Source organism: Streptomyces sp. NPDC012827, from assembly GCF_042900905.1.
GTDB lineage: Bacteria > Actinomycetota > Actinomycetes > Streptomycetales > Streptomycetaceae > Streptomyces > Streptomyces gulbargensis.
Genome location: NZ_JBIBBY010000004.1, coordinates 260,712 through 286,671, shown reverse-complemented (window position 1 = coordinate 286,671; position 25,960 = coordinate 260,712). Strand labels below are relative to the sequence as shown.

Sequence of the window (25,960 nt, the reverse complement as noted above, 5' to 3'; positions counted from 1 at the left end):
GGGCGCGGGACGCGGGGGGCCGGAAGGACCGGGCCCCGGCGTGGTGGAGTGAGAGCGGGCTCCCCTCGTGGGTAGCGTCGACCGCGTGCTGGCGTTGCGAAGACTGACCGGGTCGAGGGTGCTGATCATCGCCGTGGTCGGCCTGGCGGCGCTGCTCGTGGTGGCGGTCGCCGTGGTGGGGGTGCTTCTGAGCGTCCATCACGACCGGGCCGCCCAGCGGATCGAGACCCGCTGGCGCCCCGCCCTCGTCGAGCTCGGCGCCGTGCGTGCGGCGGCCGGTGACCTGCGGGCGGCCGCCCTGACCGGAGCCGCCGGGGACGGGCTGCGCGCGGACGCCGGAGCGGAGCTGCCGCGGCGCCTCGCGGCGTTCGACCGGCTGGTCGCCGGGGTGGACGCCGAGGTGGCGGCGGGGACCGCGGCCGTCGACCGCGCTACGGCCCGCTGGCTGGAGAACGCCCGCCCGGGCGCCGCCGTGGACCGCGTGCGGGTGTTCACCCTGCCGGCGTCGGCGGCCGGGACCGCGCCGGCCGACGGCACGTACGCGGCGATCGACGCCCGGACGCGGGACCTCACGGCCCTGCTGGAGCGCCGCTGGGCCCATGACGCCGAGGGAGCCGCCGGGCACATGCACGGCCTGATGCTCTACATCCTGGCGCTGGCCGCCGCCCTCCTCGTGGCGGTGGTGGTCGCGGCGGCCGTGCTGCAGCGCCACTACCTCGCCCCTGCCGGGGCGCTCGCCCGGTACCTGCGGAGGGCGGCCAGGGGTGACGTCTCCGCCGGGCCGCCGCCCGGCGGAGCCCACGGATGGATCGGCCGGCTGGCGGAGGAGGCGGAGGGGGTGAGCGCGCGCCTGGCCGTCTCGCAGCGCGAGGCGCGCCGCGATCAGGAGGCCCTGGTCCAGGTCGGCCCCGCCGTGCGCGGATTGCACGAGATCCTGGTCTCCCGCGAGGCGCCGGGCGCCGGGGTGGACGTCGCCGGGGACGTCCGGGCGGCCGAGGGGCTGATCGCCGGGGACTACCTCGGGTCCGTGGCGCTGGCCGACGGAACCACCGCCGTCTTCCTCGGGGACGTGTGCGGGCACGGGGTCGACGCGGGGCTGCTGGCCGTGCGCCTGAAGAGCGTCGTGATGGTGGCCCTGCGGCTGGGAGCCGACCTGGACACCGTCGTACGGGCCGTGAAGCACGCGCTGGTCGATCAGGAGGAGTGCTTCACCACCCTGTTCGTCGCCGTCCTGGACCCGGCGCGCTCCACCGTCAGCTGGGTCAACGCCGGGCACGGGGAACCGTTCCTGCGCCGGGCCGGCGGCGCGGTCGAGCGCCTGAGCGTCACCGGCCCCTTCGCCCACCCCGTCCTGGACACGCCGCCCGGCAGCTGGCAGACGCGCACCACCCGGCTCGCCCCCGGCGACCTGCTGGTGGTGTCCACCGACGGCCTCACGGAGGGGCGCGGCGGCGGAGGCGAGGAGTTCGGGGAGGAGCGGGCCGCCCGGGTTCTGGCCGGGCTGGCCGACCCGACGCCCTCGGCCGCCGTCGCGGCCCTGTACGCGGCCGCCGAACGGTTCGCCATCGACTGGACCCGGGACGACGTGAGCCTTCTCGCCGCCGTCCTGTACCCGCCGGGGGCGCCGTCCCCCGGGGGCGCGGAGCGGGACGCCCGAGGGAGCTGATCCGGGGAGGGGTGCCGGGCCCGGATGCCGGCGACCTCGGCCGACCGGGCCGCGCGGCCCCCTACTGCACGCAGAACTCGTTCCCCTCCGGATCCGTCATCACCACCCAGCTCCCGCCCTGCTCCGCCACCCTCCGCCGCACGGTCGCCCCCAGGCCCTCCAGGCGGGCCACCTCCGCGTCCCGCGTGCCCGGCTCCGTGTGGATGTCCAGGTGGAGCCGGTTCTTGACCGTCTTCGCCTCCGGGACCTGCTGGAAGAGGATGCGGCGGCCCGTGCCCGCGCCGGTGGCCGGGTCGCGCGGGTCGTCCGGGTGGCTCACGGCAGCGAGGGTGCGCCAGCCGAGGCGCTCGGCGGGTGTGCCCGGGTGGACGGTGGCCGTCTCCCCGGCGGGTACGGCGCCGGCGTTCAGCAGCCGCTCGACGAGGGCGCTGTGGTCCTCCTCCTCGTAGCGCAGCGCGGCGGCCCAGAAGGCGGCCTGGGCGTGCGGGTCGGCGCAGTCGATCACAAGCTTCCAGTGGAGTGCGGTCATGTAACTACTTATACTGGTTACGTGATGTGGACCGCCACCGGAACACCCCCGGGCATGACCCTCCGGCACCGCGACGGGCAGTGCTTCCGCTTCGACGCGGGCGCGCTCTGTCTCGAACTGCTCCTCACCGGCGGTCCCGGCCCGGTCGCCGCCCGGTACGAGGTGCTCGACCGGGTGGAGGGCCTGCTGGACTGGGTCCGCCGCTGCCGGCTCGCCCCCGGACCCGAGCCGACCGTCACGACCGCCGAGCTCGCGGCCGTACGGGAGGTGCGGGACGCCCTGTGGCGCCTGGCGCTCGCCCGCGCCGGGGGAGAGGGGTACGACCCCGGGGACCTGGACCTGGTGAACGGGGCCGCCGCCGGAGCGCCGCTCGCGGCCCTCGTGCGGCCGGACGGCACGCGCGCCTGGGCCCCCGGCGCCACCGGCAGCCGGCTCCTGGCCACCGTCGCCCGGGACGCGGTGGACCTGCTCACCGGCCCCTACGCGGACCGCATCCGCGTCTGCGGCGCCGACGACTGCTTCCTGGTCTTCGCCGACACCTCCCGGCCCGGCCGCCGCCGCTGGTGCTCGATGGAGCGGTGCGGCAACCGCCACAAGGTGCGGGCGCACCGGTCCCGTACCCGTACGGAGGAGGCGAACTGACGGTCCGGCACGCGCGCGTGGTCCGCGAAAAGGAGGTGACGCGCGGCGTCCGGTGGCCGACAATCCACGCGTGGTCACCAGGAACGCCGACGGGACCGAGCGCGGCCCCTCACCCCGCACCACCCCGGCCACCGCGGTGGCCGGACGCGTCTTCGGCGCGATGCCGCCGACGGTCCTGGTGCTGCTCGGCATCGTCAGCGTCCAGCTCGGATCGGCCGTGGCCAAGCACCTGTTCGGCGCGGTGGGCAGCTTCGGCACGGTCGCCCTGCGGCTGTTCTTCGCGGCGGCCGTGCTGGTCCGGCTGTGGCGGCCGTCCCCGCGCGTGACCCGCCGTACGGCGACGGTGGTCCTTGCCTACGGCCTGGTCCTCGGCCTGATGAACCTCTGCTTCTACCTGGCGCTCTCGCGGATCCCGCTCGGGATCGCGGTGACCATCGAGTTCCTCGGCCCGCTGGGCGTGGCGCTGGCCGGGTCCCGGCGCTGGCTGGACGGCCTCTGGGTGGCGCTCGCCGCCGGCGGCGTCGTCCTGCTCATGGAAGGGCGCGGCGACCTGGACCTGCTGGGCGTGGTGTTCGCCCTCGCCGCCGGAGCCTGCTGGGGCCTGTACATCCTGGTCGGCGCGGCCCTCGGCCGGCACACCACCGAGGGCGACGGTCTCGCGCTCGGCATGGCCGTCGCGGCGCTGGTCACCGTGCCGTTCGGGGTGGCCGAGAGCGGGACGGCCCTCCTCCAGGCGTGGGTCCTGGCCGCCGGAGCCGGTCTGGCGCTGCTCTCCTCGGTGATCCCGTACACGCTGGACCTGGAAGCCCTGCGCAGGATCCCGCCCCGCGTCTTCGGCATCCTCATGAGCCTCGAACCGGCCATGGCCGCCCTCATCGGCCTCGTCGTGCTCGGCGAGGCGCTGTCCTGGGCCCAGTGGATCGCGGTGATGTGCGTCGTGGCCGCCTCGGCGGGCGCGGCGCGCGGCGGCGGGCCGGACGACTGACGGGTCCTCACCACCGCCCCTCAGGGCACGAGATGGTCCAGCAGGCCGTCCGGCACCGGGTACGGCTCCTCGCGCGGCAGCATGCGCCGGGCCGCCTCCACGTCGCCGGCGCGGACGCGCGCGTGGATGTCGTGGGCGAGGCCGGTGACGTCGGTGACGGAGACCGTCCACTCGTCCGCGTACCGGCGGGAGGCCTCGCCCGCGAGCCCGAGCTGGAGCGAGCGGTACGGCAGCGGCCGCAGGTGCGGGTCCCGCTCCGGGTCCCACTGCACCCGCGCCGGGGCCCGCTTCAACTCCCGCTTCCAGGCCGCCACGTCGCCGTGGAGGCCGGGCACGTGGTGCGAGAGCTGGGCGTGGCGCAGGGCCCAGTCGAAGCCCTCGCGCGTGATCTCCACGGCGAGGACGGTCTCCTGACCCTCCTTGGTGCCCCAGCCCGAGCGGTACATCATCCACAGGAACGAGGGCTTGATCCACGTCATGCGGTCCCGCTTCCAGGCGTCCGGGAAGCGGCCGTCCCGCGCCGCCGGCAGGCCGAGTGCGGGCGCGTACGCCTGGTAGACGGTGACGGTGTCCGGGGTGTGGAGCGCCCGGATGCGGTACTTCGGTTCTTCCATGAGGACAGCCTGCGGGCCGGTGACCCCACGGGGCCACCGGATAACCGCGCGCCGCCCGCCCTACACCGGCACGGGCCGGGCGGCGGACTCCCCGGACCCGGCGAACTCCGCCGCCTCCCGGGCGTCGTAGGCCGCGCGGGCCGCCGCGATCTCGCCCTGGTGCTGTTCGGTCCAGGTCACCAGGGAGCGGATGGTGGTGTGCAACGTCGCGCCCAGGGGCGTGAGTTCGTACTCGACGCGGGGCGGGACCACCGGATGGACCGTGCGCTTCACCAGGCCGTCGCGCTCCAGCTGGCGCAGGGTCACGGTCAGCATGCGCTGGCTGATGCCGTCGATCTCCCGGCGGAGCTCGGTGAAGCGGAGCACACGCCGGTCGAGGAGCGCGATGACCAGCAGGGACCACTTGTCGGCGATCCGGTCGAGGATCTGGCGGACCTCGCAGTCCTCGCGGGTGTCCCACTGGAAGGGATCCGTGTCGGGACCCGCCTCGCGTCCGTAGGTTCCCGCGCAGTGACTCGGTGACTTCGAAGTGCCTTCTTCCATGCCACCCGATGGTGCCGCAGGATGCGAGTGGTTACAAGAGGGAACCGACCCTCATTCCGGTAACCGGAACCCCCAACCCTCCCCGCCCTGGAGACAGTTGTGTCCGCACGCTCCTGGAGTCTGCTCCTCGTCCTCTGCGGGACGATCTTCCTCGAAGGCATCGACGTGGCGATGCTCGCCGTCGCCGTCCCGAGCATCCGCGCCGATCTGGACCTCTCCACCTCCACCGCCGCCTGGGTCATGTCCGCGTACGTCCTCGGCTACGCCGGCTTCACCCTCCTCGGCGGCCGGGCCGCCGACCTCCTCGGACGCCGCCGCATGTTCCTCGGCTGGCTCACCGTCTTCCTGGTCTTCTCCGGCCTCGGCGGCCTCGCCGACCAGGGCTGGACCCTCGTCCTGGCCCGCTTCGTGACCGGCGTGGCCGCCGCCTTCATGACCCCGGCCGCCCTGTCGATCATCACCACCTCCTACGCCGAGGGGCCGCAGCGCAACCAGGCCCTGCTCGTCTTCGCCGGCACCGCCGCCGGAGGCTTCTCGCTCGGCCTCGTCATCGGCGGCCTCCTCACCCAGCTCGGCTGGCGCTGGGTCTTCTTCGCCCCCGTGCTGCTGGCCGCCGCGCTCCTCCTCGCCGCCCTGAAGCTGGTCCCCAAGGAGGAGCGCCCGGCCGGCGGACGGCGCGGAGGCTTCGACCTGGCCGGGGCGCTCACCGCCTCGGGCGCGATGCTCCTCCTCGCGTACGGGATCGTCCGGCTGGAGCACGGCTACACCGGCTGGCCCCTGACCACCACCGCCCTCGCCGCCGGGCTCGTCCTCGCCGGTCTCTTCGTCGCCGACGAACGCCGGGCCGTCACCCCGCTGGTCCGGCTCGGCCTGCTGCGCACCCCGTCCGTGATCCGCGCCGACCTCGGGGCCCTGCTGTTCGTCGGCTCCTTCTTCGGTTTCCAGTTCATGGTGACCCTGTACCTCCAGGAGCTGCGCGGCTGGTCCTCGCTCCAGACGGCACTGGCCCTGGTGGTCATGGGCTGCGACGCGATCCTGGCCCCGACCCTGACCCCGCGCCTGGTGAACCGGTACGGCAACGCCCGGGTCATCCTCGGCGGCTTCGTCCTCGCCGTCGTCGCGTACGCGCTGTTCCTGCCGGTCGGCCCGGACCGGTCGTACGCCGCGATGTTCCCGGCCCTGCTCCTCACCGGCCTCGCCTTCTCCCTCGCGTACGGGCCGCTCACCATCGCCGGCACCGACGGGGTCGCGGAGGAGGAGCAGGGCCTGGCGAGCGGACTGCTCACCACCGCCACGCAGTTCGGCTCGGCCGTCGGCATCGCGGCGGTGACGGCGGTGTACGGGCTCACCGGCGGCGGCCTCGACGGCTTCCGGGCGGCCCTCGTCGTCCCGGTGGTGATGGTCGTCCTGGGCGTGGCCGTCACCGCGACCGGGGTACGGGGAGGGCGGCGCCGCCCGGCCGGCGCGAAGGTCCCGCGAACGGTCCCGCAGGGGTCCTCGGAGGGTCCCGGCGCTGCGACCAAGCTCACGGTCTGAAGGCCCCGCGGCGCCCCTAATGTAGAGGGATGAACGATTCGCCCGGCTGCCCGTTGACCGACGTCGTCGCCACGTACCTGCCCCGGCTCTCGGAGTTCTCCTTCGAGCCGGGGCTCGTGGCCGCCGTCGACCAGCACGCCGCCGCGGTCTGCGACGCGCTCGTCCCCGCCCAGCGCGGCCCGGAGCCCCGGACCGTCGGGCGGGAGGAGCTCGCCGACTACGTCCTCGGGTTCACCGACTGGCTCTCCGAGGCCGATTGGGTCGAGCCGGTCGGCCACGACTTCGCCACCCTCCGCCTGACGGCGGTCTGCTGGCTGGTCCGCGAGCTCGACCTCCTCGACAAGGACGCCGCCTGAGACAGGCCCGCACAGGCGGCCCGGGGGTCCGGCCCGTACCGAGGGAACACGGCGGACCCGCCGGGGCCCTCGGGCACCGGCGGGTCGGGAGGCACGGCGGGCCGGGGCCCGCCGCGCGCCGTGTCACATCGGGTCGACCGGGGGCGCCGGCGGCATCGGCGGCTCCTGACCGGGGCGCCGCCGCTCCTGGCCGCCGCCCATCCCCTGCCGGCCGCCCATCCGCTCCTGCGCCGCGGGCATCCCGCCCCGCGCGTCCTCACGGCCGCGCTGGTAGGCCGCGATCTGGTCCTTGGCCCGGCCCGTCTCCGTCTCGGCGGCCGACAGCCACCGCTCCCAGCGGCCCCGCATCGGGGTGACGAGCCCACCGCCGACACCGACGATCACGACACCCGCGATCGTGGCGAGCACCGCCGTGAGCACCGGACCGGTCACCGAGGTCGCGATACCGGCCTGGCTCAGCGCCGCGATCACACCGAGGCCGACGATGAAGGCCCAGACCGCCGTGCCGAGCACCTTCCCGTACGACATCTGTCCCAGCGCGCCCTGGACGATGTCCCGCACCGCCTTCGCGATGGCCATGGCGACCACGACGATCACACAGGCGACGATCGCCTTCGGCAGCCAGGCCACGATGCCGTTGATCATGACGCTCACCGGGTTGGGGCCGAAGACCCCGAAGGCGAGCTGGAGCGCGATCAGCAGGACCGCGTAGTAGAGGATCTTGGCGATGATGCCGGTGGCGTCGTACTTCGACCCCTTGAGGGCCTTCGCGACACCGCTGCGCTCGGCCATCCGCTCGAAGCCGACCTTGCGCAGCAGCCGGTCGGCGACCTTGGCGATCATCTTCGCCACGAACCAGCCGACCAGCAGGATCGCGAGGAAGGCGATGAACTTCGGGATGAACTCGGCGACGGCCGACCAGGCATCCGTGAATCCCCGGCCGAAGTCGACCGAGAGGGCGAGGGGCTGCGACATGGCGCCATCACTCCGCTCGGGACGAGGGCCCCGTTACTTTTCAGGGCCTGGACTCCCGACGTAACTACGCGTGAGCCGAACGCGCCTGTTGTCAGCGTCCGCGCTGGGCCGAAGGGGTGGAAACCGCGGTACCGGCGGTGTCCGGCCCGTCCGGTGCGGCGGGCGCCGTCAGGCGCCGGGCCCGCTCGATCTCGCTCCGGGTGCGGCGGGCCGTCCGCAGGGCGTCCCAGGTGAGGATCGTCAGCGCCAGCCAGACCAGCGAGAAGCCCGCCCAGCGCTCCGGCGGCATCGCCTCGTGGAAGTACAGGACACCGAGCAGGAACTGGAAGGTCGGCGCCAGGTACTGGAGCAGGCCGAGCGTCGACAGCGGGACGCGGATCGCCGCCGCCCCGAAGCAGACCAGCGGTACGGCCGTCACGATGCCGGTCGCGGCGAGCAGGGCCGCGTGGCCCCCGCCCTGGGCGCCGAAGGTCGAGGAGCCCTGCGCGCCGAGCCAGAGGAGGTAGGCGAGGGCGGGCAGGAACTGGACGGCGGTCTCGGCGGCGAGGGACTCCAGGCCGCCGATGTTGACCTTCTTCTTCACCAGGCCGTAGAGCGCGAAGGAGGCGGCGAGGGCGAGCGAGATCCACGGCGGCCGGCCGTAGCCGATCGCCAGGACGAGCACGGCGGCGAGGCCGATGCCGACGGCCGTCCACTGGGCCGGGCGCAGCCGTTCCTGGAGGACGAGCACGCCGAGGGCGATGGTGACGAGCGGGTTGATGAAGTAGCCGAGCGAGGCCTCGACGACGTGGCCGGTGTTGACCGACCAGATGTACAGGCCCCAGTTCACGGTGATGACGGCGGCGGCCAGGGTGAGCAGGGCCAGCTTGCGCGGGCTGCGGACCAGCTCACGCGTCCAGCTCCAGCGGCGGAGGGCGAGCAGCGCGAGGCCGACGAACGCCAGGGACCACACCATGCGGTGGGCGAGGATCTCGATCGCGCCGGCGGGCTTGAGGAGCGGCCAGAACAGCGGGACCAGGCCCCACATGCCGTAGGCGCCGATTCCGTGGAGAAGCCCCGCCCGTCCCTCGTTCCGCGCGTCCCCGGGCTTCCCGTCCGCCGCGTCCGCGCCCGTCGTGCCCGTGCTGGTGCCCGTCGTCTCCGGCCTCACCGGACCTCCCGCCCTGAATCGCTCGCCCCGTACCGCGCTGTCCCGTCGACGGTAGCGCCGGACGGGGCGGCTTGTCATGCCCGTACCGCGATACGGTCATGACGGCCCAGGGGGCGGGACCGTGGTGCCGGGAACGCCGGAGGGGGCGCGGCCGCCGTGGCCGCGCCCCCTCCCGCCGTTCCGTGGCGCCCCGTCGGTCAGCCGACGACCGTCCACGTGTCGTTGCCGGTCAGGAGCTGCCCGAGGTCGCCCTTCCCGTACCGCTCGACGGCCGACTCCAGCTGCTCGGCCATGAGCGTGTCGTACACCGGCCGCTCCACGGACCGGAAGACGCCGATCGGCGTCCGGTGCAGGGTGTCCGGGTCCGCCAGGCGGGAGAGCGCGAAGGCGGTGGTGGGGGAGGCGGAGTGGGCGTCGTGGACGAGGATCCGCGACTCGTTCTCCGGGGTGACCGGGACGACCTGGAGGTCGCCGGTGGCCGGATCGCGGACGACGCCCTGGCCCAGGTCGGTGCCGAAGCGGATCGGCTGCCCGTGCTCCAGGCGGATCACCGCCTCCTTGGCCTGGTCCTTGTCCTTGAGGACCTCGAAGGCGCCGTCGTTGAAGATGTTGCAGTTCTGGTAGATCTCCACCAGCGCCGTGCCGTTGTGCTCGGCGGCCTGGCGCAGCACCTCGGTGAGGTGCTTGCGGTCGGAGTCGACCGTCCGCGCCACGAAGGTGGCCTCGGCGCCGAGCGCGAGCGACACCGGGTTGAAGGGCGCGTCGAGCGAGCCCATCGGCGTCGACTTGGTGATCTTGCCGACCTCGGAGGTGGGCGAGTACTGGCCCTTGGTCAGCCCGTAGATCCGGTTGTTGAAGAGGAGGATCTTGAGGTTGACGTTCCGCCGGAGGGCGTGGATCAGGTGGTTGCCGCCGATGGACAGCGCGTCGCCGTCGCCCGTGACGACCCAGACGGACAGGTCGCGGCGGGAGGTGGCGAGGCCGGTGGCGATGGCCGGGGCGCGTCCGTGGATGGAGTGCATCCCGTAGGTGTTCATGTAGTACGGGAAGCGGGAGGAGCAGCCGATGCCGGAGACGAAGACGATGTTCTCCTTCGCCAGGCCGAGCTCGGGCATGAAGCCCTGGACGGCGGCGAGGACGGCGTAGTCACCGCAGCCGGGGCACCAGCGGACCTCCTGGTCGGACTTGAAGTCCTTCATCGACTGGACGGCCTCGGCCTTGGGCACCAGGCTCAGCAGAGACTCGGTGGACTCAGGCATCGATGGCCTCCTTGAGGACGGCGGCGAGCTGCTCCGCCTTGAACGGCATGCCGTTGACCTGCGTGTGGCTGCGGGCGTCGACCAGGTACTTCGCCCGGACGAGGGTGGCGAGCTGGCCGAGGTTCATCTCGGGCACGACGACCTTGTCGTACCGCTTCAGCACCTCGCCGAGGTTCTTCGGGAAGGGGTTGAGGTGGCGCAGGTGGGCCTGGGCGACGGCGCCGCCCTCCCGCCGGACGCGCCGCACGGCCGCCGTGATCGGCCCGTAGGTCGACCCCCAGCCGAGGACCAGGGTGCGTGCGCCGTCCGGGTCGTCCACCTCGACGTCGGGGACGTCGATGCCGTCGACCTTGGCCTGCCGGGTGCGGACCATGAAGTCGTGGTTGGCGGGGTCGTAACTGATGTTGCCGGTGCCGTCCTGCTTCTCGATGCCGCCGATGCGGTGCTCGAGGCCGGGCGTGCCGGGCACGGCCCAGGGGCGGGCCAGGGTGTGCGGGTCGCGCTTGTACGGCCAGAAGACCTCGGTGCCGTCGTCCAGGGTGTGGTTCGGGCCGCCGGCGAACCGGGTCCGCAGGTCCGGCAGGTCGTCGACCTCCGGGATCCGCCACGGCTCGGAACCGTTGGCGAGGTAGCCGTCGGAGAGCAGGAAGACGGGGGTGCGGTAGGTCAGCGCGATCCGCGCCGCCTCCAGGGCCGCGTCGAAGCAGTCGGCCGGGGTCCTCGGGGCGACCACCGGCACCGGGGCCTCGCCGTTGCGGCCGTACATGGCCTGGAGGAGGTCCGCCTGCTCCGTCTTGGTGGGCAGGCCGGTGGACGGGCCGCCGCGCTGGATGTCGACGATCAGCAGAGGCAGCTCCAGGGAGACCGCGAGGCCGATCGTCTCCGACTTCAGGGCCACGCCGGGGCCGGAGGTCGTGGTGACGGCGAGCGAACCGCCGAAGGCCGCGCCGAGCGCGGCGCCGATGCCGGCGATCTCGTCCTCGGCCTGGAAGGTCCGCACGCCGAAGTTCTTGTGCCGGCTCAGCTCGTGCAGGATGTCCGAGGCCGGGGTGATCGGGTACGAGCCCAGGTAGAGCGGCAGGTCGGCCTGGCGGGAGGCGGCGACGAGCCCGTAGGACAGGGCCAGGTTCCCGGAGATGTTCCGGTACGTGCCGGCCGGGAAGGACCGGGTCGCCGGGGCGACCTCGTAGGAGACGGCGAAGTCCTCGGTGGTCTCGCCGAAGTTCCAGCCGGCCCGGAAGGCGGCCACGTTGGCCTCGGCGATCTCGGGCTTCTTCGCGAACTTCCGGCGCAGGAAGGCCTCGGTGCCCTCGGTGGGCCGGTGGTACATCCAGGAGAGCAGCCCGAGCGCGAACATGTTCTTGGAGCGCTCGGCCTCCTTCCGGGACAGGCCGAAGTCCTTGAGCGCCTCGACGGTGAGCGTGGTGAGCGGCACCGGGTGGACCCGGTAGCCGTCCAGCGAGCCGTCCTCCAGGGGCGAGGTCGCGTAGCCGACCTTGGCCATGGCGCGCTTGGCGAACTCGTCCGTGTTGACGATGATCTCGCCCCCGCGCGGCACGTCCCCGATGTTGGCCTTCAGGGCCGCCGGGTTCATCGCGACCAGCACGTTCGGGGCGTCGCCCGGGGTCAGGATGTCGTGGTCGGCGAAGTGCAGCTGGAAGGAGGAGACGCCCGGCAGGGTGCCGGCGGGTGCCCGGATCTCGGCCGGGAAGTTCGGCAGCGTGGAGAGGTCGTTCCCGAAGGACGCCGTCTCCGAGGTGAACCGGTCACCCGTGAGCTGCATGCCGTCGCCCGAGTCACCCGCGAAACGGATGATCACCCGGTCGAGCCGGCGTACTTCCTTCTCTGTGCCGTTCTGGGCCGTCGCCGGAGCGTTGCGCTGCTCTCCGACCAGGGCCTCACCGGCCTCGCTACTGACCTGACTGGTCACTGAACTGGACCTCCCTCGCGGCAAGGGGACTCCCCGCCGGAGGCGGGAGAAGGTTCGGGAACCGGCCGGCCGGTCACCGTCCGTCCCATGGCCACCCTACGACGGTAAGGAGGCCCTTCCCGGGACTTCTCACATGATGGACCTCATTTTGAGACGCCCTCTTGCCCTGAATTGTCACGTTCTGTCGCCACCCGGAGTGTTCCGGAAAGTCGCATTCCGCCTCATCCTGCGGCCCCGGGGCCCCAGGAGGCCGGGGCGCGCCGCCCCGGCCCGTCCCGGCGTCCCGCGACACCTGACAGACTGTCAGACCATCAGGACCGGAGGTACGTCAACACCGCGAGCACCCGCCGATGATCGCCGTCACTCGGTGACAGCCCCAGCTTCAGGAAGATGTTGCCGATGTGCTTCTCCACCGCGCCGTCGCTCACGACCAGCGCTTTCGCGATCGCCGAGTTCGTCCGGCCCTCCGCCATCAGACCGAGGACCTCCCGCTCGCGCGGCGTCAGGTTCGCCAGCACGTCCTGCTGCCGGCTGCGGCCGAGCAGCTGCTGGACCACCTCCGGATCCAGCGCCGTACCGCCCCCGGCCACCCGCACGACCGCGTCCACGAACTCCCGCACGTCCGCCACCCGGTCCTTCAGGAGGTAACCCACGCCCCGGCTCGACCCCGCCAGGAGTTCGGTGGCGTACTGCTCCTCGACATACTGCGACAGGACCAGCACACCCAGGCCGGGGTACTCCTTCCGCAGCCGCACCGCCGCCCGTACCCCCTCGTCCGTGTGGGTCGGCGGCATCCGTACGTCCGCCACCACCACGTCCGGTGGCGTCCCGGCCTCCGCGAGCCCGGCGACCGCCGTCACCAGCGCCTCCCCGTCGCCCACCCCGGCGACCACCTCGTGGCCCCGGTCGGTCAGCAGCCGCGTCAGGCCCTCGCGCAGCAGCACCGAGTCCTCGGCGATCACCACCCGCACCCGGCCGGCCTCCTCTCCCGTACCCGCACCCGCACCCGTACTCGTACCCGTCCCCGCGCCCAGACCCACGTCCCGCAGCCCCCATGTCCCGATCGTCCGACGCCCCCGAGGGGCGATGCCCCCTCAGCATCGCACCCGGCACCGGCACCGGGAGGGCTACGCCCGCCAGGGGAGCTCGGCCGTCACCACCGTCGGACCGCCCTCCGGGGAATCCACCGCGAGGACCCCGTCCACCGCACCGACCCGCTCCGCGAGCCCCGAAAGGCCCCGGCCGCCGCCCTTGCCCACGGCCGCCCCGCCCACGCCGTCGTCCCGCACCTGGAGCATCAGCCGCTCACCCGAACGCCACACCTCCACCCACGCGCGGCGCGCCCGCGCGTGCGCCGAGACGTTCCGCAGCAGCTCCGACACCGTGAAGTAGGCCAGCCCCTCGATGGCCGCCACCGGCCGCGCCGGCAGATCCACGTCCACCGACACCGGGACCGCGCACCGCGACGCCACCGACGACAGGGCCGCGTCCAGGCCCCGGTCCGTCAGGACGGCCGGATGGATGCCCCGGGCCAGGTCCCGCAGCTCCCGCAGCGCGAGCTTCACCTCGCCGTGCGCCTCGTCCACCAGGACCGCCGCCGCCCGGGGATCCCGCGCCAGCGTCTCCTTCGCCAGCCCCAGATCCATCGCCAGCGAGGCGAGCCGGGCCTGCGGCCCGTCGTGCAGGTCCCGCTCGATGCGCCGCAGATCGGCGGCGGCCGTGTCCACCAGCACCCCCCGGTCCGACTCCAGCTCCGTCACCCGCGAGGCCGGCCGCGACGGACCGAGCAGCCCCGCCACCAGCAGCTTGTCCACGGCCACCAGGCCGCGCAGCACCCACGGGCCGACCAGGACGAAGACCAGCCCGATCGCACAGGTCACGGCGATCTCGAAGGGCGAGTCCAGGTAGAAGGCGTGCGTCCGGTCGCCGTACAGCTGGATGCCGTCCTGCCCCACGTACGCCGGGAAGGTCCACTGCCACAGCGGGTACGTGAACAGGCCCCAGCCCCAGCCCCACAGCGCCACCGTCACCGCGAACGAGAACACCGCCCACGGCAGGTGCAGCACGGCGTACAGCAGGTGCCGCCACGAGGCCCCGCTCCGCAAGGCCGCCCCCATCCACGAGAACGCCCCGCCCGTCCGGCCCCGCACCGGCTCCGGCGCCGCCACCTCGAGCCCGAGCAGCCCACGGGCCCGTGCCCGCTCCACCGCGCCGAACCCCCGGCACAGCGCGAGCGTCCCGGCCAGGACCGGCACCCCGAGGAAGGTGATCAGCAGCCCGGTGCCGGTGGCGGTGAGGGCGACCGACAGCGCGAACCAGCACACGGCGAGCGGCAGCCCGACGAGGACGTGGAGGAAGGCCCGCCAGGTGCGGCCCTCGAAGGGCGCGCGGAGCACGGCCGGGAGGCGGAGGGAGGGAGCGGGATCCATGGCGGTCCTTCGGGGGTGGGGGAGGGCGGTTTCCGTACGTCCCCCAGCCTTCCGCCGGGCCGGGCCGGGGACCATGAGGAGGGTGGGCGTCTCGGGGCGGGGGTTTTCCCCACCTGGCGGGCCGGCGGTACGCGTGCGGGCCGCGGCAGGGGTCAGGGGGTCACGCGCCGGCGGGCCGGGCGCGCCAGGGCAGTTCCGCCGTGACCACGGTGGGTCCGCCCACCGGCGAGTCCACGAGAAGCAGCCCGTCCACGGCGCCGAGCCGCTCCCCGAGCCCCGCGAGACCGGTTCCGCCGTCCGTCCGCGCCCCGCCCACGCCGTCGTCCCGCACCTGGAGCATCAGCCGGTCGCCCGAACGCCACACCTCCACCGAGGCCGCCCGCGCCCGCGCGTGCTTCGAGACGTTCTGCAGGAGTTCGGAGACCGTGAAGTACGCGATGCCCTCGATCGCCTCCGCCGGCCGCTCATCGAGGTCCACCGCCACCTTCACCGGCACGGTGCAGCGGGAGGCGACCGACGACAGGGCCGCGTCCAGGCCCCGGTCCGTCAGGACGGCCGGGTGGATCCCCCGGGCCAGGTCCCGCAGCTCCTGGAGCGCGAGCTTCACCTCGCCGTGCGCCTCGTCGACCATCGCGGCGGCCGCCTCGGGGTCCTCCAGGAGTTTCTCCTTCGCGAGGCCGAGCCCCATCGCGAGCGCCACCAGCCGGGCCTGGGCGCCGTCGTGCAGGTCCCGTTCGATGCGCCGCAGATCGGCGGCGGCCGTGTCCACGACCACCCCCCGGTCCGACTCCAGCTCCGCGATCCGCCGCTCCAGCTCGTCGGAGGGCGACAGCAGACCCCGCACCATCAGCCGGTCCGCGTTCGCGAAGCCGCGCGCCACGTAGGGCAGCACCGGCCACAGGACGATCAGGGAGACCAGCGTGACCGCGAACGTCACCACCCCCCACGGCAGCCGGAGCAGCCCGTAGAGCTGCGTCCGCCAGGCCACCGGGTCCTTCAGCGAGGCCCACAGCCAGCCGAGGAAGCCGTCGTGCCGGGGCAGCCGCGAGGGCTCCGCGACCTCCACCCCCAGCAGCCGGCGGGCCCGCGCCCGCTCCGCGCGGCCGATCCCGCGCGCCCCGCCCAGACCGAGCGCGAGCAGCGGCAGGCCGATCACCGTCACGGCCAGCCCGGCCCCGAGCGCGACGCTCACCACGGCGTACACGAAGCCGACGAGGGCCGTGACCAGGTTGGACAGCAGATGGGCGATCTCCCTCCACGTCTCCTTGCCGTAGGCCGTACGCGGACGCGGGGCGGCGGAAGGAGCGGAGGGAGGAGCGGCGGGGTCGTGATCGGCGGTCATGGGCCCCAGCCTGCCCGCACGGGGCGGTCCGGGGCCATGGGGGAGGTGGGTGAGGGGCACGGGGGATAACCCCACCCGCGCCTGCTTACGCTCCCTTTAGCAGGGCCTAGACTCGCGTGCGTACGGAAGTGACACGTGAGACACCGAGACCGAGGGGCGGGACGGACGTGCCGGAACCGACCGTTGGCGCGGCCCAGGCCGCCGACCACTTCGAGACGTACTCCGCCGTCGGGCTGCTCGCCGTCATCGGCGTGATGTTCGTGGCCGTGGCGTTCGGCGCCGGACGCCTCCTGCGGCCCGTCGTGCCCACGCCCGAGAAGCTGCTCACGTACGAGTGCGGCGTCGACCCCGTGGGAGAGGGCTGGGCCCACACCCAGGTCCGCTACTACGTCTACGCCTTCCTCTACGTCATCTTCGCCGTCGACTCGATCTTCCTCTTCCCCTGGGCGACGGTCTTCGCCGCGCCCGGATACGGCGCGACGACCCTGGTCGAGATGTTCGTCTTCCTCGGCTTCCTCGCCGTCGGACTCCTCTACGCGTACAAGAAGGGTGTCCTGGCATGGACGTAACACCCCTGCCGGCCCCCCGGCTGGGCCCGCTGGCCCGCCTGGCCCCCGAGCCGATGAAGGTCGTCCTCAACTGGGGCCGCCGCTACAGCCTGTGGGTCTTCAACTTCGGCCTCGCCTGCTGCGCGATCGAGTTCATCGCCGCCTCCATGGCCCGGCACGACTTCATCCGCCTCGGCGTGATCCCCTTCGCGCCCGGCCCGCGCCAGGCCGACCTGATGATCGTCTCCGGCACGGTCACCGACAAGATGGCCCCGGCCGTGAAGCGGCTCTACGAGCAGATGCCCGACCCGAAGTACGTCATCTCCTTCGGCGCCTGCTCCAACTGCGGCGGCCCCTACTGGGACTCGTACTCCGTCACCAAGGGCGTCGACCAGATCATCCCCGTCGACGTGTACGTGCCGGGCTGCCCGCCCCGCCCCGAAGCGCTGCTCCAGGGCATCCTCAAGCTCCAGGAGAAGATCGCCCGCGAGAACCTGGGGGAGCGGTACGGCACCGCGCCGCCGGCCTCGGTCTCCCAGCTGACCGGCCCGCTGGTCACCCCTCCGCCGGGAGGCGACGGCCGATGAACCGCTACGACTCCCTCCCCGAAGCCGTGACGGACCTGTTCGGCGACGAGGCGGCGGCGGAGCGGGCGTACGACCTGCTGACCGTCGACGTCCCCGTCACGGACTGGCTCGACGCGCTGCGGACCGCCCGGGACGAGCTGGGCTGCACCTACTTCGACTGGCTGAGCGCGGTGGACGAGCCGGGCACCGGCTTCCGCGTCTGCGCGCACGTCGTGGCCCTCCGGGACGGCGCCCCGCAGCGGCTGCTCGTGCGCACGACCGTGCCCCACGGCGATCCCGTCGTGCCCACGGCGGTGGGGGTGTTCGCGGGCGCGGCCTGGCACGAACGCGAGACGCACGAGATGTTCGGCGTACGGTTCGAGGGCCACCCGCACCTGGTCCCGCTGCTGCTCCCCGAGAACTTCGAGGGCCACCCGCTCCGCAAGGACTTCGTGCTCGCGGCCCGGGTCGCCAAGGCGTGGCCCGGCGCGAAGGAGCCGGGCGAGTCCCACGAGGGTGGCCCCAAGCGCCGCCAGATGCTCCCGCCGGGCGTCCCGGACCCGAACGAATGGGGCCCCCTCAAGGGCCAGCTCCCCCCGGCCCCCACCCGCGCCGACCGCCCGGTCCGCCGCACCCGCACGGCCACCGAAGGCTCGGCGAGCCAGTCGGCGGAGGCGGCGCCCCCGCGTCGTGCGCGCTCGGCGTCGGAGGGCTCGGCGAGCCAGGCCGCGGAAGCCGCGCCCCCGCGTCGTACCCGCAGCGCGAGCGAGGGATCGGCCGGGCAGTCGGCCCCGCGCCGTACCCGCTCCGCGTCGGAGGGCTCCGCGAGCCAGGCCGCGGAAGCCGCGCCCCCACGCCGTACCCGCAGCGCGGATGCCCCCTGGCACCACGCCCGCCCGGCCTTCGACACCCCCACCGAGGACGCGGAGCCCACGGCCGGCGCCACGAACGCGCCGGAACCGTCCGGGGCGGGCGGGGGCGCGGCCACCACGCCGGATACCCGCCCGGAGCCGGAGGCCCCGGCCGCCGAGCCGCCGCAGGATTCCGCGGAGAGCGCCGCCCCCGGCGCCACGCCCCCGGAGCCGCAGCCGCCCGCCGAGGGCGCCACGCCCCCGGAGCCGCAGGGCGAGCCGCGGCGGCGTACCCCACGTACCGATGAGAACGACACCGACGGAGGCGACCCCGCGTGACCGACGTACTCGACGTCGCCCTCCGGCTGCTCGTCGTCCTCGCCGTCTTCCTCGTGCTGCCGCTCGTCGTCGGGCAGGCCGAGCACAAGGTCATGGCCCACATGCAGGGCCGCCTCGGCCCCATGTACGCGGGCGGGTTCCACGGCTGGGCCCAGCTCGTCGCCGACGGCGTGAAGTTCGCGCAGAAGGAGGACGTCGTCCCGAAGGACGCGGACCGGCGCGTCTTCCAGCTCGCGCCGGCCGTCGCGCTCCTGCCGTACCTGCTCGTCCTCGTCGCGATCCCGATCGGGCCCGGCGACGGCGCGGTCGGGATGGTCGTCGACGCGGGCATCTTCTTCGTGCTCGCCGTCATGGGCATCGGGGTGCTCGGCAGCCTGATGGCCGGCTGGGCCTCCGCCAACAAGTTCTCGCTGCTCGGCGCGCTCCGTACCGCCGCCCAGCTGCTCGCCTACGAGCTGCCGATGCTGCTCGCCGCCGCGTCCGTCGCGATGGCGGCCGGCACCGTCTCCCTCCCCGGCATCCTGAACGCCTTCGAGTGGTGGTGGCTGCCCTGGCAGATCGTCGGCGCGATCGTCTTCTTCGTCGCCGGCCTCGCCGAGCTCCAGCGGCCCCCGTTCGACATGCCGGTGGCCGACTCGGAGATCATCTTCGGCGCGTACACCGAGTACACCGGCCTCCGCTTCGCCCTGTTCCTGCTCGCCGAGTACGCGGGCATCGTCGTCCTGTGCGGCCTCACCACCGTCCTCTTCCTCGGCGGTTGGCACGGTCCCCTCGGCGCGGACGGGCTCGGCTGGGTGTGGACCCTGCTCAAGACCGCGGTCCTGGCCTTCGTCGTGATCTGGCTCCGCGTGACGTACCCCCGGCTCCGCGAGGACCAGCTCCAGAAGCTGGCCTGGACGACGCTCGTCCCGCTCGCCCTGGCGCAGATCGCGCTCACCGGCATCGTGAAGGTGGCGATCCAGTAATGCCCATTCCCGGCTCCGGCCTCGCCAAGGGCCTCGCCGTCACGCTCCGCACGATGACGCGCAAGAACGTCACCGCGCAGTACCCGGACACCCAGCCCGAGCTGGCACCCCGCACGCGCGGGGTGATCGGGCTGTTCGAGGAGAACTGCACGGTCTGCATGCTGTGCGCCCGTGAGTGCCCCGACTGGTGCATCTACATCGACTCCCACAAGGAGACGGTCCCGGCAGCCACCCCCGGCGGCCGCGAGCGCAGCCGGAACGTCCTCGACCGCTTCGCCATCGACTTCTCGCTCTGCATGTACTGCGGCATCTGCATCGAGGTGTGCCCCTTCGACGCCCTCTTCTGGTCGCCGGAGTTCGAGTACGCCGAGACCGACATCCACGAGCTCACGCACGAGCGGGACAAGCTGCGCGCGTGGATGTGGACGGTGCCCGAGCCGCCCGCGCTCGACCCGAAGGCGGAGGAGCCGAAGGAGGTCGCCGCCGCCCGCAAGGCCGCCGAGAAGGCCGCCGCCCAGGCCGCGGCGGCCGCCGAAGCCGCGGCCCGGGCGCCTGAGGCCGCCGAGTCGCCTCAGGCCGCGCCCGGCACCGACGCCCAGGGGGAGCAGCAGTGAACCTCGCCGCCGCCCACCCCGGCTTCCTGTCGCCCTCCGGCGTCGAGATCGCCTTCCTGCTCGTCGGGCTCGTCACCCTCGGCGCCGCCCTCGTCACCGTCACCACCCGCCAGCTCGTGCACGCCGCCCTCTGGCTGGTCGTGGCACTCGGCGGCCTCGCCGTCGAGTACCTCCTCCTCACCGCCGAGTTCATCGCCTGGGTCCAGGTGCTGATCTACGTCGGTTCCGTCGTCGTCCTCCTCCTCTTCGGTCTCATGCTCACCAAGGCCCCCATCGGACGCTCCCCGGACGCCGACTCCGGGAACCGGCCGGTCGCCCTCGCCGTCGCGCTCGCCGCGGCCGCCGCGCTCGTCTGGGTCGTCGTCGACGCCTTCCGAACGACCTGGATCGACCTGGACGGGCCCGCGCAGGGCACGACCGGCGTCACCGGCGAGATCCTCTTCAAGCACTGGGTGCTGCCCTTCGAGGCCCTCTCGGTGCTCCTCCTCGCCGCCCTCGTGGGCGCGATCGTCCTGTCCCGCAAGAAGGACGCCGCCGCCCCCTCCTCCCGGGACACCGCCGCCCCCCGCACCGGCCCCGCCGCCGGCCCGAAGGGCGGAGCCCGCTGATGCACCTCGCCTATCCGGCCGTCCTCGCCGCCCTCCTCTTCTGCGTCGGCCTGTACGGCGTCCTCGCCCGCCGCAACGCCATCCTGGTCCTGATGTCCGTCGAGCTCATGCTCAACGCCGTCAACCTCAACCTGGTCGCCTTCGACGTCTGGCTCCGCGACGCCCTGCACGCCGGCCAGGCCCTCACCCTCTTCACCATCGCCATCGCCGCCGCCGAGATCGGCATCGGTCTCGCGATCGTCCTGATGGTCCACCGCAACCGCGGCACCTCGGACATCGACCGTCTCCGCGACACGGCGGAACAGCCCGAACCCGCCGACGCCGGGACCGACGAGAAGGCCGAGGCCACCGCGTGACCACCACGACCCTCGCCGCCCTCGTCCCCGTCCTGCCCCTCCTCGGCTCCGCCGCCGGACTCGCCCTCGGCCGCACCGCGCCCGGCTTCGTCCGCCCGCTCGCGGTCCTGCCGGCCCTCGCGGCCACCGTCCTCGCCGTCCTCGTCGCCGTCCGCCAGGGCGGCGGCCGGGCCCTCGACGCCGCCACCCAGCTCACGCCGACCGGCTCCGTCCCCATCGACCTGGCGCTGCACATCGACGGCTTCGCGGCCCTCGTCGCCGTCCTCGTCGGCGTGGTCGCGACCTGCGTCCAGATCTACTCGACCGGCTACCTCCGCGACGACCCCCGCTACCCCTCGTACGCCGCGCTCGTCTCCCTCTTCACCGCCGCCATGCTCCTCGTCGTCTACTCCGGCGACCTCATGGTGCTGCTGGTCGGCTGGGAGATCATGGGCATCTGCTCGTACTTCCTCGTCGGCCACTACTGGGAGACCCCCGAGGCGCGCGCCGCCTCCCTCAAGGCCTTCCTCGTCACCAAGCTCGGCGACGTCCCCTTCCTCATCGGCCTCTTCGCGCTCGCCGCCGACGCCGGCACCTTCCGGATCACCGGCGTCCTGGGCGCCGTCGCCACCGGCGGCCTCGACCACCCCACCCTCGTCGCGCTGTTGCTCCTCGCCGGCGTCGCCGGCAAGTCCGCGCAGTTCCCCCTCCACACCTGGCTCCCCGACGCCATGGCCGGCCCCACCCCCGTCTCCGCGCTGATCCACGCGGCGACGATGGTCGCCGCCGGCATCTACGTCACGGCCCGGCTCCTGCCGGTCTTCGCCGCCTCCGCCGCCGCGCTGACCGTCCTCGCCGTCATGGCCGCCGTCACCATGGTCGGCTCCGCGCTCGCCGCCCTCGCCCAGGACGACATCAAGCGGGTCCTCGCCTACTCGACCATCGGCCAGCTCGGCTACATGGCCGGCGCGCTCGCCGTCGGCGACCGGGGCGCCGCCGTCTTCCACCTCCTGTCGCACGCCGCCTTCAAGGCGCTGCTGTTCCTCGCCGCCGGCGCCGTCATCCACGCCGCCGGGACGAACTCGCTCACCGCCATGTCCCGCATGAGCGGCCTCGCCAGGCGCGTCCCCGACGCGTACTGGACGATGACCGTCGCCCTCCTCGCCCTCGCCGCGATCCCCCCGTTCGCCGGGTTCTTCTCCAAGGAGGCCGTCCTCGTCGCCGCCGAGCACACCGCGCTCGGCGACCGCGCCGCCGCCCCCGCCGGAGCCGGCTGGACCGTCCTCGTCGCGGGCCTTCTCACCGCCCTCCTCACCGCCGCCTACGCCCTGCGCCTCTGGCTGCGGGCCTTCCGCGGCCGGGGCGCCGAGGCCCCCGACCACGGCCGGCAGCCCCTCGCCATGACGACCGTCCTGTGGGTGCTCGCCGTCCCCTCCCTGGCCTTCGGCCTCACCGTCACGTACGTGGACGACTGGTTCGACGGCCACGCCCTCACCCCGACCCTCACCACCGCCGTCCTCGGTACCGGCCTCGCCGCCGCGGGCGCCGCGATCACCTACGCCGTCTGGCGCACCCTCGCCGCCAAGGCCCCGGCCGCACGCCTCCCGCACGTCGCCCACCCCGGGGCCGACGCCGGCCTGGTGGAGGCCGAGGCGCTGCACCTGCCGCACCCCGGCGCGGACCCGGCCGACCCCGGCCGCGCCCTGCTCGGCCCGCTGTACCGCCCGGCGGCCGCAGGCTTCCACCTGGACGCCCTCTACCGGGCCGCCTTCGTCCGCCCCGTCCTCGCCGCCGCCTCCCTGGTCCGCTTCCTGGACCGCGAGGTCGTCGACACGTACGTCCGCGGCGCGGGCAGCACCGCCAAGGGCCTCGGGTGGCTCGTCCGCCGCGCCCAGACCGGCAACGTGCAGACCTACCTCAGCGCCCTGCTCGCCGGCTCCGTCGTCCTGGCGATCGCCGCCGTCGCCCTCGCCAACGCCGTCGCCGGAGCGTGAGCCGTGATCGATATCAGCGAATCCGTGATGCAGTTCCTTCTCGCGTTCCTCGTCGCCGCGCCGCTCCTGGGCGCCGCCGCCGCGCTCCTGCCCGCCCCGCCGGGCCTGCGCGGCCGCTCACCCGAGCAGGCCGTCCTCCGCCACGGCGTGACCGTCACCGGCGCCGTCCTGCTCGCCGCGATCGTCCTCACGCTCGGCTTCGACCACGACCACCCGGCGACGATGCAGGCCACGACCGACATCAGCTGGATCCACGCCCTCGGCGTGCGCATCCACCTCGGTGTCGACGGCATCTCCCTCCCCCTCCTGCTCCTCACCGCGCTGCTGACCTTCCTCTGCGCGCTGTACAGCTACTTCAAGCCCCCCGCGGGCCCCGCCCCCAAGGCCTTCGTCGCCCTCCTCCTCGTCCTGGAGTCCGGCACCCTCGCGACCTTCGCCGTCCTCGACCTGGTCCTGTTCTTCCTGGCCTTCGAGATGGTGCTGCTCCCCATGTACTTCCTCATCGCCCGCTGGGGCGGCGAGGGCAGGCGGCCCGCCGCCTGGAAGTTCGTCCTCTACACGCTGCTCGGCTCCGTCGTCATGCTGCTCGGCCTGCTCCTCATCGGCGTGAAGGCGGGCACGTTCGACATGGTGGCACTCGCCACCGACAACGGCCGTGGCCTGACCGCGTCCGTGCAGCTCATCGCCGTTCTCGCGATCGGTCTCGGGCTCGCCGTGAAGACCCCGATGTGGCCGCTGCACTCCTGGCTCCCCGACGCCCACACCGCCGCACCCACCGTCGGCTCCGTCCTCCTGGCCGGTGTCCTGCTGAAGATGGGCACCTACGGCTTCGTCCGGATCGTGCTGCCGATCGCCCCCGACGGCATGCACACCCTCGCCCCGTACCTCGCCGCCTTCGCCGTCGCCGGCATCCTGTACGGATCGCTCGCCTGCCTCGCCCTCGCGCGCCCCGGCGCCAGGGGCGACCTCAAGCGCCTGATCGCGTACTCCTCCGTCGGCCACATGGGCTTCGTCCTCCTCGGCATCGCCACCATGACCCCGACCGGGGTCAACGGCGCGCTCTTCGCCAACATCGCCCACGGCCTCATCACCGGCCTGCTGTTCTTCCTGGTCGGCGCGGTCAAGGACCGGTACGGCACCGCCGACCTCGACACCCTCGCCGGGGCCACCGGCGCCGCCCTCTACGGCCGCGCCCCCCGCCTCGGCGCCCTCCTCGCCTTCGCCGCCGTCGCCTCCCTCGGCCTGCCCGGCCTGGCCGGCTTCTGGGGCGAGATGCTGGCCCTCTTCGGCGCCTTCGAACCCGCCGAGGGCCTCAGCCGCCCCGCCTTCCTCACCTTCATGGCGATCGGCGCCTTCGGCACCCTCCTCACGGCCGCGTACCTCCTCGTCGTCGTCCGCCGCGTCTGCATGGGCGGCCCCCGCCCCGCCGGTGAACCGGCCCTCGCCGACGTCCAGGGGTACGAGGCCGCCGCCTGGACCCCGCTCGCCGCCCTCACCGTCCTCGCCGGACTCTGGCCCGCGGTCCTCCTCGGCCTGACCGACCCGGCCGTCCAGCAGCTCCTCGCGGGAGGCACCCGATGACGCCGTCGCTCGTCCAGTCCGTCGACTGGCTCACGATCGCCCCGCCCACGCTCACCGCCGTGGTCGCCCTCGCCGTCCTCGTCGCCGACCTGTTCGTCCCGCCGGAGCGCAAGCGGTACCTCGGCCTGGCCGCGACCGCCGGCCTTGCCGCCGCCCTGGCGCTGCTGATCCCGCTCCGGGCCGGTGACCGCGCCACCTTCTGCCTCACCGCGCAGGCCCAGGTCCAGGCGCACACCCAGAGCGCCGCGTGCAGCTACACCGCCGACCGGTTCACCCTGGTCGTCCAGCTCCTCGTCCTCGGCGGCGCGCTGCTCACCGCGCTCCTCTCCCTGGACGAGACCCGTGCCAAGCTCCCGGCCGGCGAGTTCTGGTTCCTGCTGCTCGCCTCGGCCGCCGGCGCCGCCCTGCTGCCCGCCTCGCGCGACCTCGCCACCCTCGTCGTCGCCCTCGAAGTGGCCTCGCTGCCCGCGTTCGCCCTCGTCGGCCTCAAGCGCGGCGACCGCATGTCCGGCGAGGCAGCCCTCAAGTTCTTCCTGTCCTCCGTCACCGCCACCGCCGTCACCCTGCTCGGCGTGAGCTTCGTGTACGCGGCGACCGGCACCCTGCACCTCACCGAGCTCGCCACCCGCCTCGACGAGGTCCCCGGGCAGCTCCAGACCCTCGCCGAGGCGGGTGTCGCCCTCACCCTCGTCGGCTTCGCCTTCAAGACGGCCGCCGTGCCCTTCCACTTCTGGGTCCCCGACACCTACGTCGGCGCGCCGCTGCCGGTCGCCGCCTACCTGTCCGTCGTCGGCAAGGCCGTCGGCTTCACCGGCCTCATCCTGGTCACGGTCGTCGCCTTCCCCTCGCACGCCGACATCTGGGGCCCGGCCCTCGCCGTCCTGGCCGCGCTCACCATGACCGCCGGCAATGTCGCCGCCCTGCGGCAGGTCTCCACGCGCGCGTGGAGCGCGGTACGGCTCCTCGCCTGGTCCTCCGTGGCCCAGGCCGGCTACCTCCTGGTGCCGATCGCCGCCGCCGCGTACTCCGGCGACGACCAGATCGGCGCCACCGTCGCGTACGCCCTCATGTACGCCGTCGTGAACCTCGGCGCCTTCGCCGTCGTCGCGCTCGTCGCCCGCGACCACCCCGGGAACCGGCTGACCGACTACCGGGGCCTGTACGCCGCCAGCCCCGCCGCCGCCCTCGCGCTCGCCTTCTTCCTGCTGAACCTGGCCGGGCTGCCCCCGGGCATCATCGGCCTCTTCGCCAAGGTGACCGTCTTCTCGGCGGCCGTCGACGCGGGCCTCGGCTGGCTGGCCGTGATCATGGGCCTCAACGTCGTCATCGGCCTGTACTACTACCTGCGCTGGACGGCCCTGCTGTTCCGCCCGGCCCCGGAAACCGCCCCCGCCCCGGAAACCGCCCCCGCGTCGGAGGCGGACGCCCTCGCAGCCGTCCCGGAAGTACCGGCCCCCCGCCGCGCCCCGGCCTCCCTCCCCGTCACCGCCGCCATCGTGCTCACCGCCGCCGCCGGAGCCGTCCTCTCCGGCTACCCGCAGCTCGCCCTCCGCTTCGCGGCGGCCGGCCTCTTCTGAGGGCCGCACCCGCACGGAGCAGCCCC

At 73.8% G+C, this 25,960-nt stretch carries 25 protein-coding genes; 15 read left to right on the top strand and 10 right to left on the bottom strand.

All coding sequences use genetic code 11. The features are described from left to right. The first annotated feature begins 85 nt into the window (after positions 1-85). Positions 86-1,666 (top strand): PP2C family protein-serine/threonine phosphatase, encoded by a 1,581-nt coding sequence (locus ACFY60_RS10785; RefSeq protein ID WP_388610642.1) that lies wholly within the window; start codon positions 86-88, stop codon positions 1,664-1,666. 61 nt (positions 1,667-1,727) lie between these two features. Here the strand turns inward: ACFY60_RS10785 and ACFY60_RS10780 are convergent, their stop codons facing one another. Beyond that, positions 1,728-2,195, bottom strand: a complete 468-nt coding sequence (locus tag ACFY60_RS10780; RefSeq protein ID WP_388610643.1) for a VOC family protein — start codon at positions 2,193-2,195, stop codon at positions 1,728-1,730. Between the two features lie 24 nt (positions 2,196-2,219). On the opposite strand from ACFY60_RS10780, the gene ACFY60_RS10775 reads away from it, so the two are divergent. Together ACFY60_RS10775 and ACFY60_RS10770 are read left to right on the top strand one after the other, a co-directional pair. Then, on the top strand, positions 2,220-2,837 hold the full coding sequence (locus ACFY60_RS10775) for a CGNR zinc finger domain-containing protein (protein WP_388611035.1): 618 nt from the start codon (positions 2,220-2,222) through the stop codon (positions 2,835-2,837). Positions 2,838-2,907: 70 nt separating this feature from the next. Then, positions 2,908-3,822, top strand: a complete 915-nt coding sequence (locus ACFY60_RS10770) for a DMT family transporter (protein WP_388610644.1) — start codon at positions 2,908-2,910, stop codon at positions 3,820-3,822. Positions 3,823-3,842: 20 nt separating this feature from the next. Here the strand turns inward: ACFY60_RS10770 and ACFY60_RS10765 are convergent, their stop codons facing one another. Both ACFY60_RS10765 and ACFY60_RS10760 read right to left on the bottom strand, forming a co-directional pair. Then, entirely contained in the window at positions 3,843-4,436 is a 594-nt protein-coding gene (locus ACFY60_RS10765; protein ID WP_388610646.1) for a DUF4291 domain-containing protein, read from the bottom strand. 60 nt (positions 4,437-4,496) lie between these two features. Beyond that, complete coding sequence (locus ACFY60_RS10760; protein ID WP_388610647.1) at positions 4,497-4,979, bottom strand: winged helix-turn-helix transcriptional regulator; 483 nt, start codon at positions 4,977-4,979, stop codon at positions 4,497-4,499. Between the two features lie 99 nt (positions 4,980-5,078). Between ACFY60_RS10760 and ACFY60_RS10755 the strand changes: the two genes are divergently transcribed. Next, positions 5,079-6,515, top strand: a complete 1,437-nt coding sequence (locus ACFY60_RS10755) for an MFS transporter (RefSeq protein WP_388610650.1) — start codon at positions 5,079-5,081, stop codon at positions 6,513-6,515. A 29-nt stretch (positions 6,516-6,544) separates the two neighbouring features. Further along, the gene (locus ACFY60_RS10750) at positions 6,545-6,871 is read left to right on the top strand and encodes a DUF6401 family natural product biosynthesis protein (RefSeq protein WP_388610651.1); all 327 of its coding nucleotides are present in this window, start codon (positions 6,545-6,547) and stop codon (positions 6,869-6,871) included. A 123-nt stretch (positions 6,872-6,994) separates the two neighbouring features. On the opposite strand, the gene ACFY60_RS10745 is transcribed toward ACFY60_RS10750, so the two are convergent. From ACFY60_RS10745 to ACFY60_RS10715, 7 genes are all read right to left on the bottom strand, one after another. Continuing rightward, positions 6,995-7,846, bottom strand: a complete 852-nt coding sequence (locus ACFY60_RS10745; protein ID WP_388610653.1) for a hypothetical protein — start codon at positions 7,844-7,846, stop codon at positions 6,995-6,997. 91 nt (positions 7,847-7,937) lie between these two features. Continuing rightward, positions 7,938-8,873, bottom strand: coding sequence for an EamA family transporter RarD (rarD, locus tag ACFY60_RS10740; RefSeq protein ID WP_388611037.1), 936 nt, complete (start codon positions 8,871-8,873; stop codon positions 7,938-7,940). 320 nt (positions 8,874-9,193) lie between these two features. After that, positions 9,194-10,255 (bottom strand): 2-oxoacid:ferredoxin oxidoreductase subunit beta, encoded by a 1,062-nt coding sequence (locus tag ACFY60_RS10735; protein WP_388610655.1) that lies wholly within the window; start codon positions 10,253-10,255, stop codon positions 9,194-9,196. Continuing rightward, a complete protein-coding gene (locus ACFY60_RS10730) occupies positions 10,248-12,185 on the bottom strand; it encodes a 2-oxoacid:acceptor oxidoreductase subunit alpha (RefSeq protein ID WP_388610658.1) in 1,938 nt (645 codons plus the stop codon). Before ACFY60_RS10730 ends, ACFY60_RS10735 begins: the two co-directional genes overlap by 8 nt. A 311-nt stretch (positions 12,186-12,496) precedes the next feature. Then, positions 12,497-13,156: a LuxR C-terminal-related transcriptional regulator gene (locus ACFY60_RS10725; protein WP_388610659.1), complete on the bottom strand. Its 660-nt coding sequence runs from the start codon at positions 13,154-13,156 to the stop codon at positions 12,497-12,499. Positions 13,157-13,312: 156 nt separating this feature from the next. Then, complete coding sequence (locus ACFY60_RS10720; protein WP_388610661.1) at positions 13,313-14,614, bottom strand: sensor histidine kinase; 1,302 nt, start codon at positions 14,612-14,614, stop codon at positions 13,313-13,315. Positions 14,615-14,774: 160 nt separating this feature from the next. After that, positions 14,775-15,956 (bottom strand): sensor histidine kinase, encoded by a 1,182-nt coding sequence (locus ACFY60_RS10715; RefSeq protein ID WP_388610663.1) that lies wholly within the window; start codon positions 15,954-15,956, stop codon positions 14,775-14,777. A 167-nt stretch (positions 15,957-16,123) separates the two neighbouring features. On the opposite strand from ACFY60_RS10715, the gene ACFY60_RS10710 reads away from it, so the two are divergent. The 10 genes from ACFY60_RS10710 to ACFY60_RS10665 are packed head-to-tail and all read left to right on the top strand — an operon-like array spanning position 16,124 to position 25,934. Continuing rightward, entirely contained in the window at positions 16,124-16,525 is a 402-nt protein-coding gene (locus ACFY60_RS10710) for an NADH-quinone oxidoreductase subunit A (protein WP_309049938.1), read from the top strand. Further along, entirely contained in the window at positions 16,516-17,091 is a 576-nt protein-coding gene (locus ACFY60_RS10705) for an NADH-quinone oxidoreductase subunit B (RefSeq protein WP_388610665.1), read from the top strand. The genes ACFY60_RS10710 and ACFY60_RS10705 overlap by 10 nt, the downstream gene beginning before the upstream one ends. After that, positions 17,088-18,260, top strand: coding sequence for an NADH-quinone oxidoreductase subunit C (locus ACFY60_RS10700; RefSeq protein WP_388610667.1), 1,173 nt, complete (start codon positions 17,088-17,090; stop codon positions 18,258-18,260). Before ACFY60_RS10705 ends, ACFY60_RS10700 begins: the two co-directional genes overlap by 4 nt. Beyond that, positions 18,257-19,225, top strand: a complete 969-nt coding sequence (locus ACFY60_RS10695; RefSeq protein WP_388610670.1) for an NADH-quinone oxidoreductase subunit H — start codon at positions 18,257-18,259, stop codon at positions 19,223-19,225. The genes ACFY60_RS10700 and ACFY60_RS10695 overlap by 4 nt, the downstream gene beginning before the upstream one ends. Then, positions 19,225-19,839, top strand: coding sequence for a NuoI/complex I 23 kDa subunit family protein (locus ACFY60_RS10690; RefSeq protein WP_388610672.1), 615 nt, complete (start codon positions 19,225-19,227; stop codon positions 19,837-19,839). Before ACFY60_RS10695 ends, ACFY60_RS10690 begins: the two co-directional genes overlap by 1 nt. After that, positions 19,836-20,447, top strand: a complete 612-nt coding sequence (locus ACFY60_RS10685; RefSeq protein ID WP_388610673.1) for an NADH-quinone oxidoreductase subunit J — start codon at positions 19,836-19,838, stop codon at positions 20,445-20,447. Before ACFY60_RS10690 ends, ACFY60_RS10685 begins: the two co-directional genes overlap by 4 nt. Further along, complete coding sequence (gene nuoK, locus ACFY60_RS10680; protein ID WP_388610675.1) at positions 20,447-20,803, top strand: NADH-quinone oxidoreductase subunit NuoK; 357 nt, start codon at positions 20,447-20,449, stop codon at positions 20,801-20,803. The genes ACFY60_RS10685 and nuoK overlap by 1 nt, the downstream gene beginning before the upstream one ends. Then, on the top strand, positions 20,800-22,776 hold the full coding sequence (locus ACFY60_RS10675; protein ID WP_388610676.1) for an NADH-quinone oxidoreductase subunit L: 1,977 nt from the start codon (positions 20,800-20,802) through the stop codon (positions 22,774-22,776). Before nuoK ends, ACFY60_RS10675 begins: the two co-directional genes overlap by 4 nt. 3 nt (positions 22,777-22,779) lie before the next feature. Next, positions 22,780-24,357, top strand: coding sequence for a NuoM family protein (locus ACFY60_RS10670; protein ID WP_388610678.1), 1,578 nt, complete (start codon positions 22,780-22,782; stop codon positions 24,355-24,357). After that, a complete protein-coding gene (locus ACFY60_RS10665) occupies positions 24,354-25,934 on the top strand; it encodes an NADH-quinone oxidoreductase subunit N (RefSeq protein WP_388610680.1) in 1,581 nt (526 codons plus the stop codon). The genes ACFY60_RS10670 and ACFY60_RS10665 overlap by 4 nt, the downstream gene beginning before the upstream one ends. The last annotated feature ends 26 nt before the right edge of the window (positions 25,935-25,960 follow it).

Coding starts and splice junctions, on each gene's coding strand:
- nuoK (WP_388610675.1), top strand. CDS start 20,447: ATGCACCTCGCCTATCCGGCCGTCCTCGCCGCCCTCCTCTTCTGCGTC.
- ACFY60_RS10775 (WP_388611035.1), top strand. CDS start 2,220: ATGTGGACCGCCACCGGAACACCCCCGGGCATGACCCTCCGGCACCGC.
- ACFY60_RS10690 (WP_388610672.1), top strand. CDS start 19,225: ATGCCCATTCCCGGCTCCGGCCTCGCCAAGGGCCTCGCCGTCACGCTC.
- ACFY60_RS10765 (WP_388610646.1), bottom strand. CDS start 4,436: ATGGAAGAACCGAAGTACCGCATCCGGGCGCTCCACACCCCGGACACC.
- ACFY60_RS10780 (WP_388610643.1), bottom strand. CDS start 2,195: ATGACCGCACTCCACTGGAAGCTTGTGATCGACTGCGCCGACCCGCAC.
- ACFY60_RS10705 (WP_388610665.1), top strand. CDS start 16,516: ATGGACGTAACACCCCTGCCGGCCCCCCGGCTGGGCCCGCTGGCCCGC.
- ACFY60_RS10735 (WP_388610655.1), bottom strand. CDS start 10,255: ATGCCTGAGTCCACCGAGTCTCTGCTGAGCCTGGTGCCCAAGGCCGAG.
- ACFY60_RS10745 (WP_388610653.1), bottom strand. CDS start 7,846: ATGTCGCAGCCCCTCGCCCTCTCGGTCGACTTCGGCCGGGGATTCACG.
- ACFY60_RS10750 (WP_388610651.1), top strand. CDS start 6,545: ATGAACGATTCGCCCGGCTGCCCGTTGACCGACGTCGTCGCCACGTAC.
- ACFY60_RS10700 (WP_388610667.1), top strand. CDS start 17,088: ATGAACCGCTACGACTCCCTCCCCGAAGCCGTGACGGACCTGTTCGGC.
- rarD (WP_388611037.1), bottom strand. CDS start 8,873: ATGTGGGGCCTGGTCCCGCTGTTCTGGCCGCTCCTCAAGCCCGCCGGC.
- ACFY60_RS10720 (WP_388610661.1), bottom strand. CDS start 14,614: ATGGATCCCGCTCCCTCCCTCCGCCTCCCGGCCGTGCTCCGCGCGCCC.
- ACFY60_RS10760 (WP_388610647.1), bottom strand. CDS start 4,979: ATGGAAGAAGGCACTTCGAAGTCACCGAGTCACTGCGCGGGAACCTAC.
- ACFY60_RS10715 (WP_388610663.1), bottom strand. CDS start 15,956: ATGACCGCCGATCACGACCCCGCCGCTCCTCCCTCCGCTCCTTCCGCC.
- ACFY60_RS10665 (WP_388610680.1), top strand. CDS start 24,354: ATGACGCCGTCGCTCGTCCAGTCCGTCGACTGGCTCACGATCGCCCCG.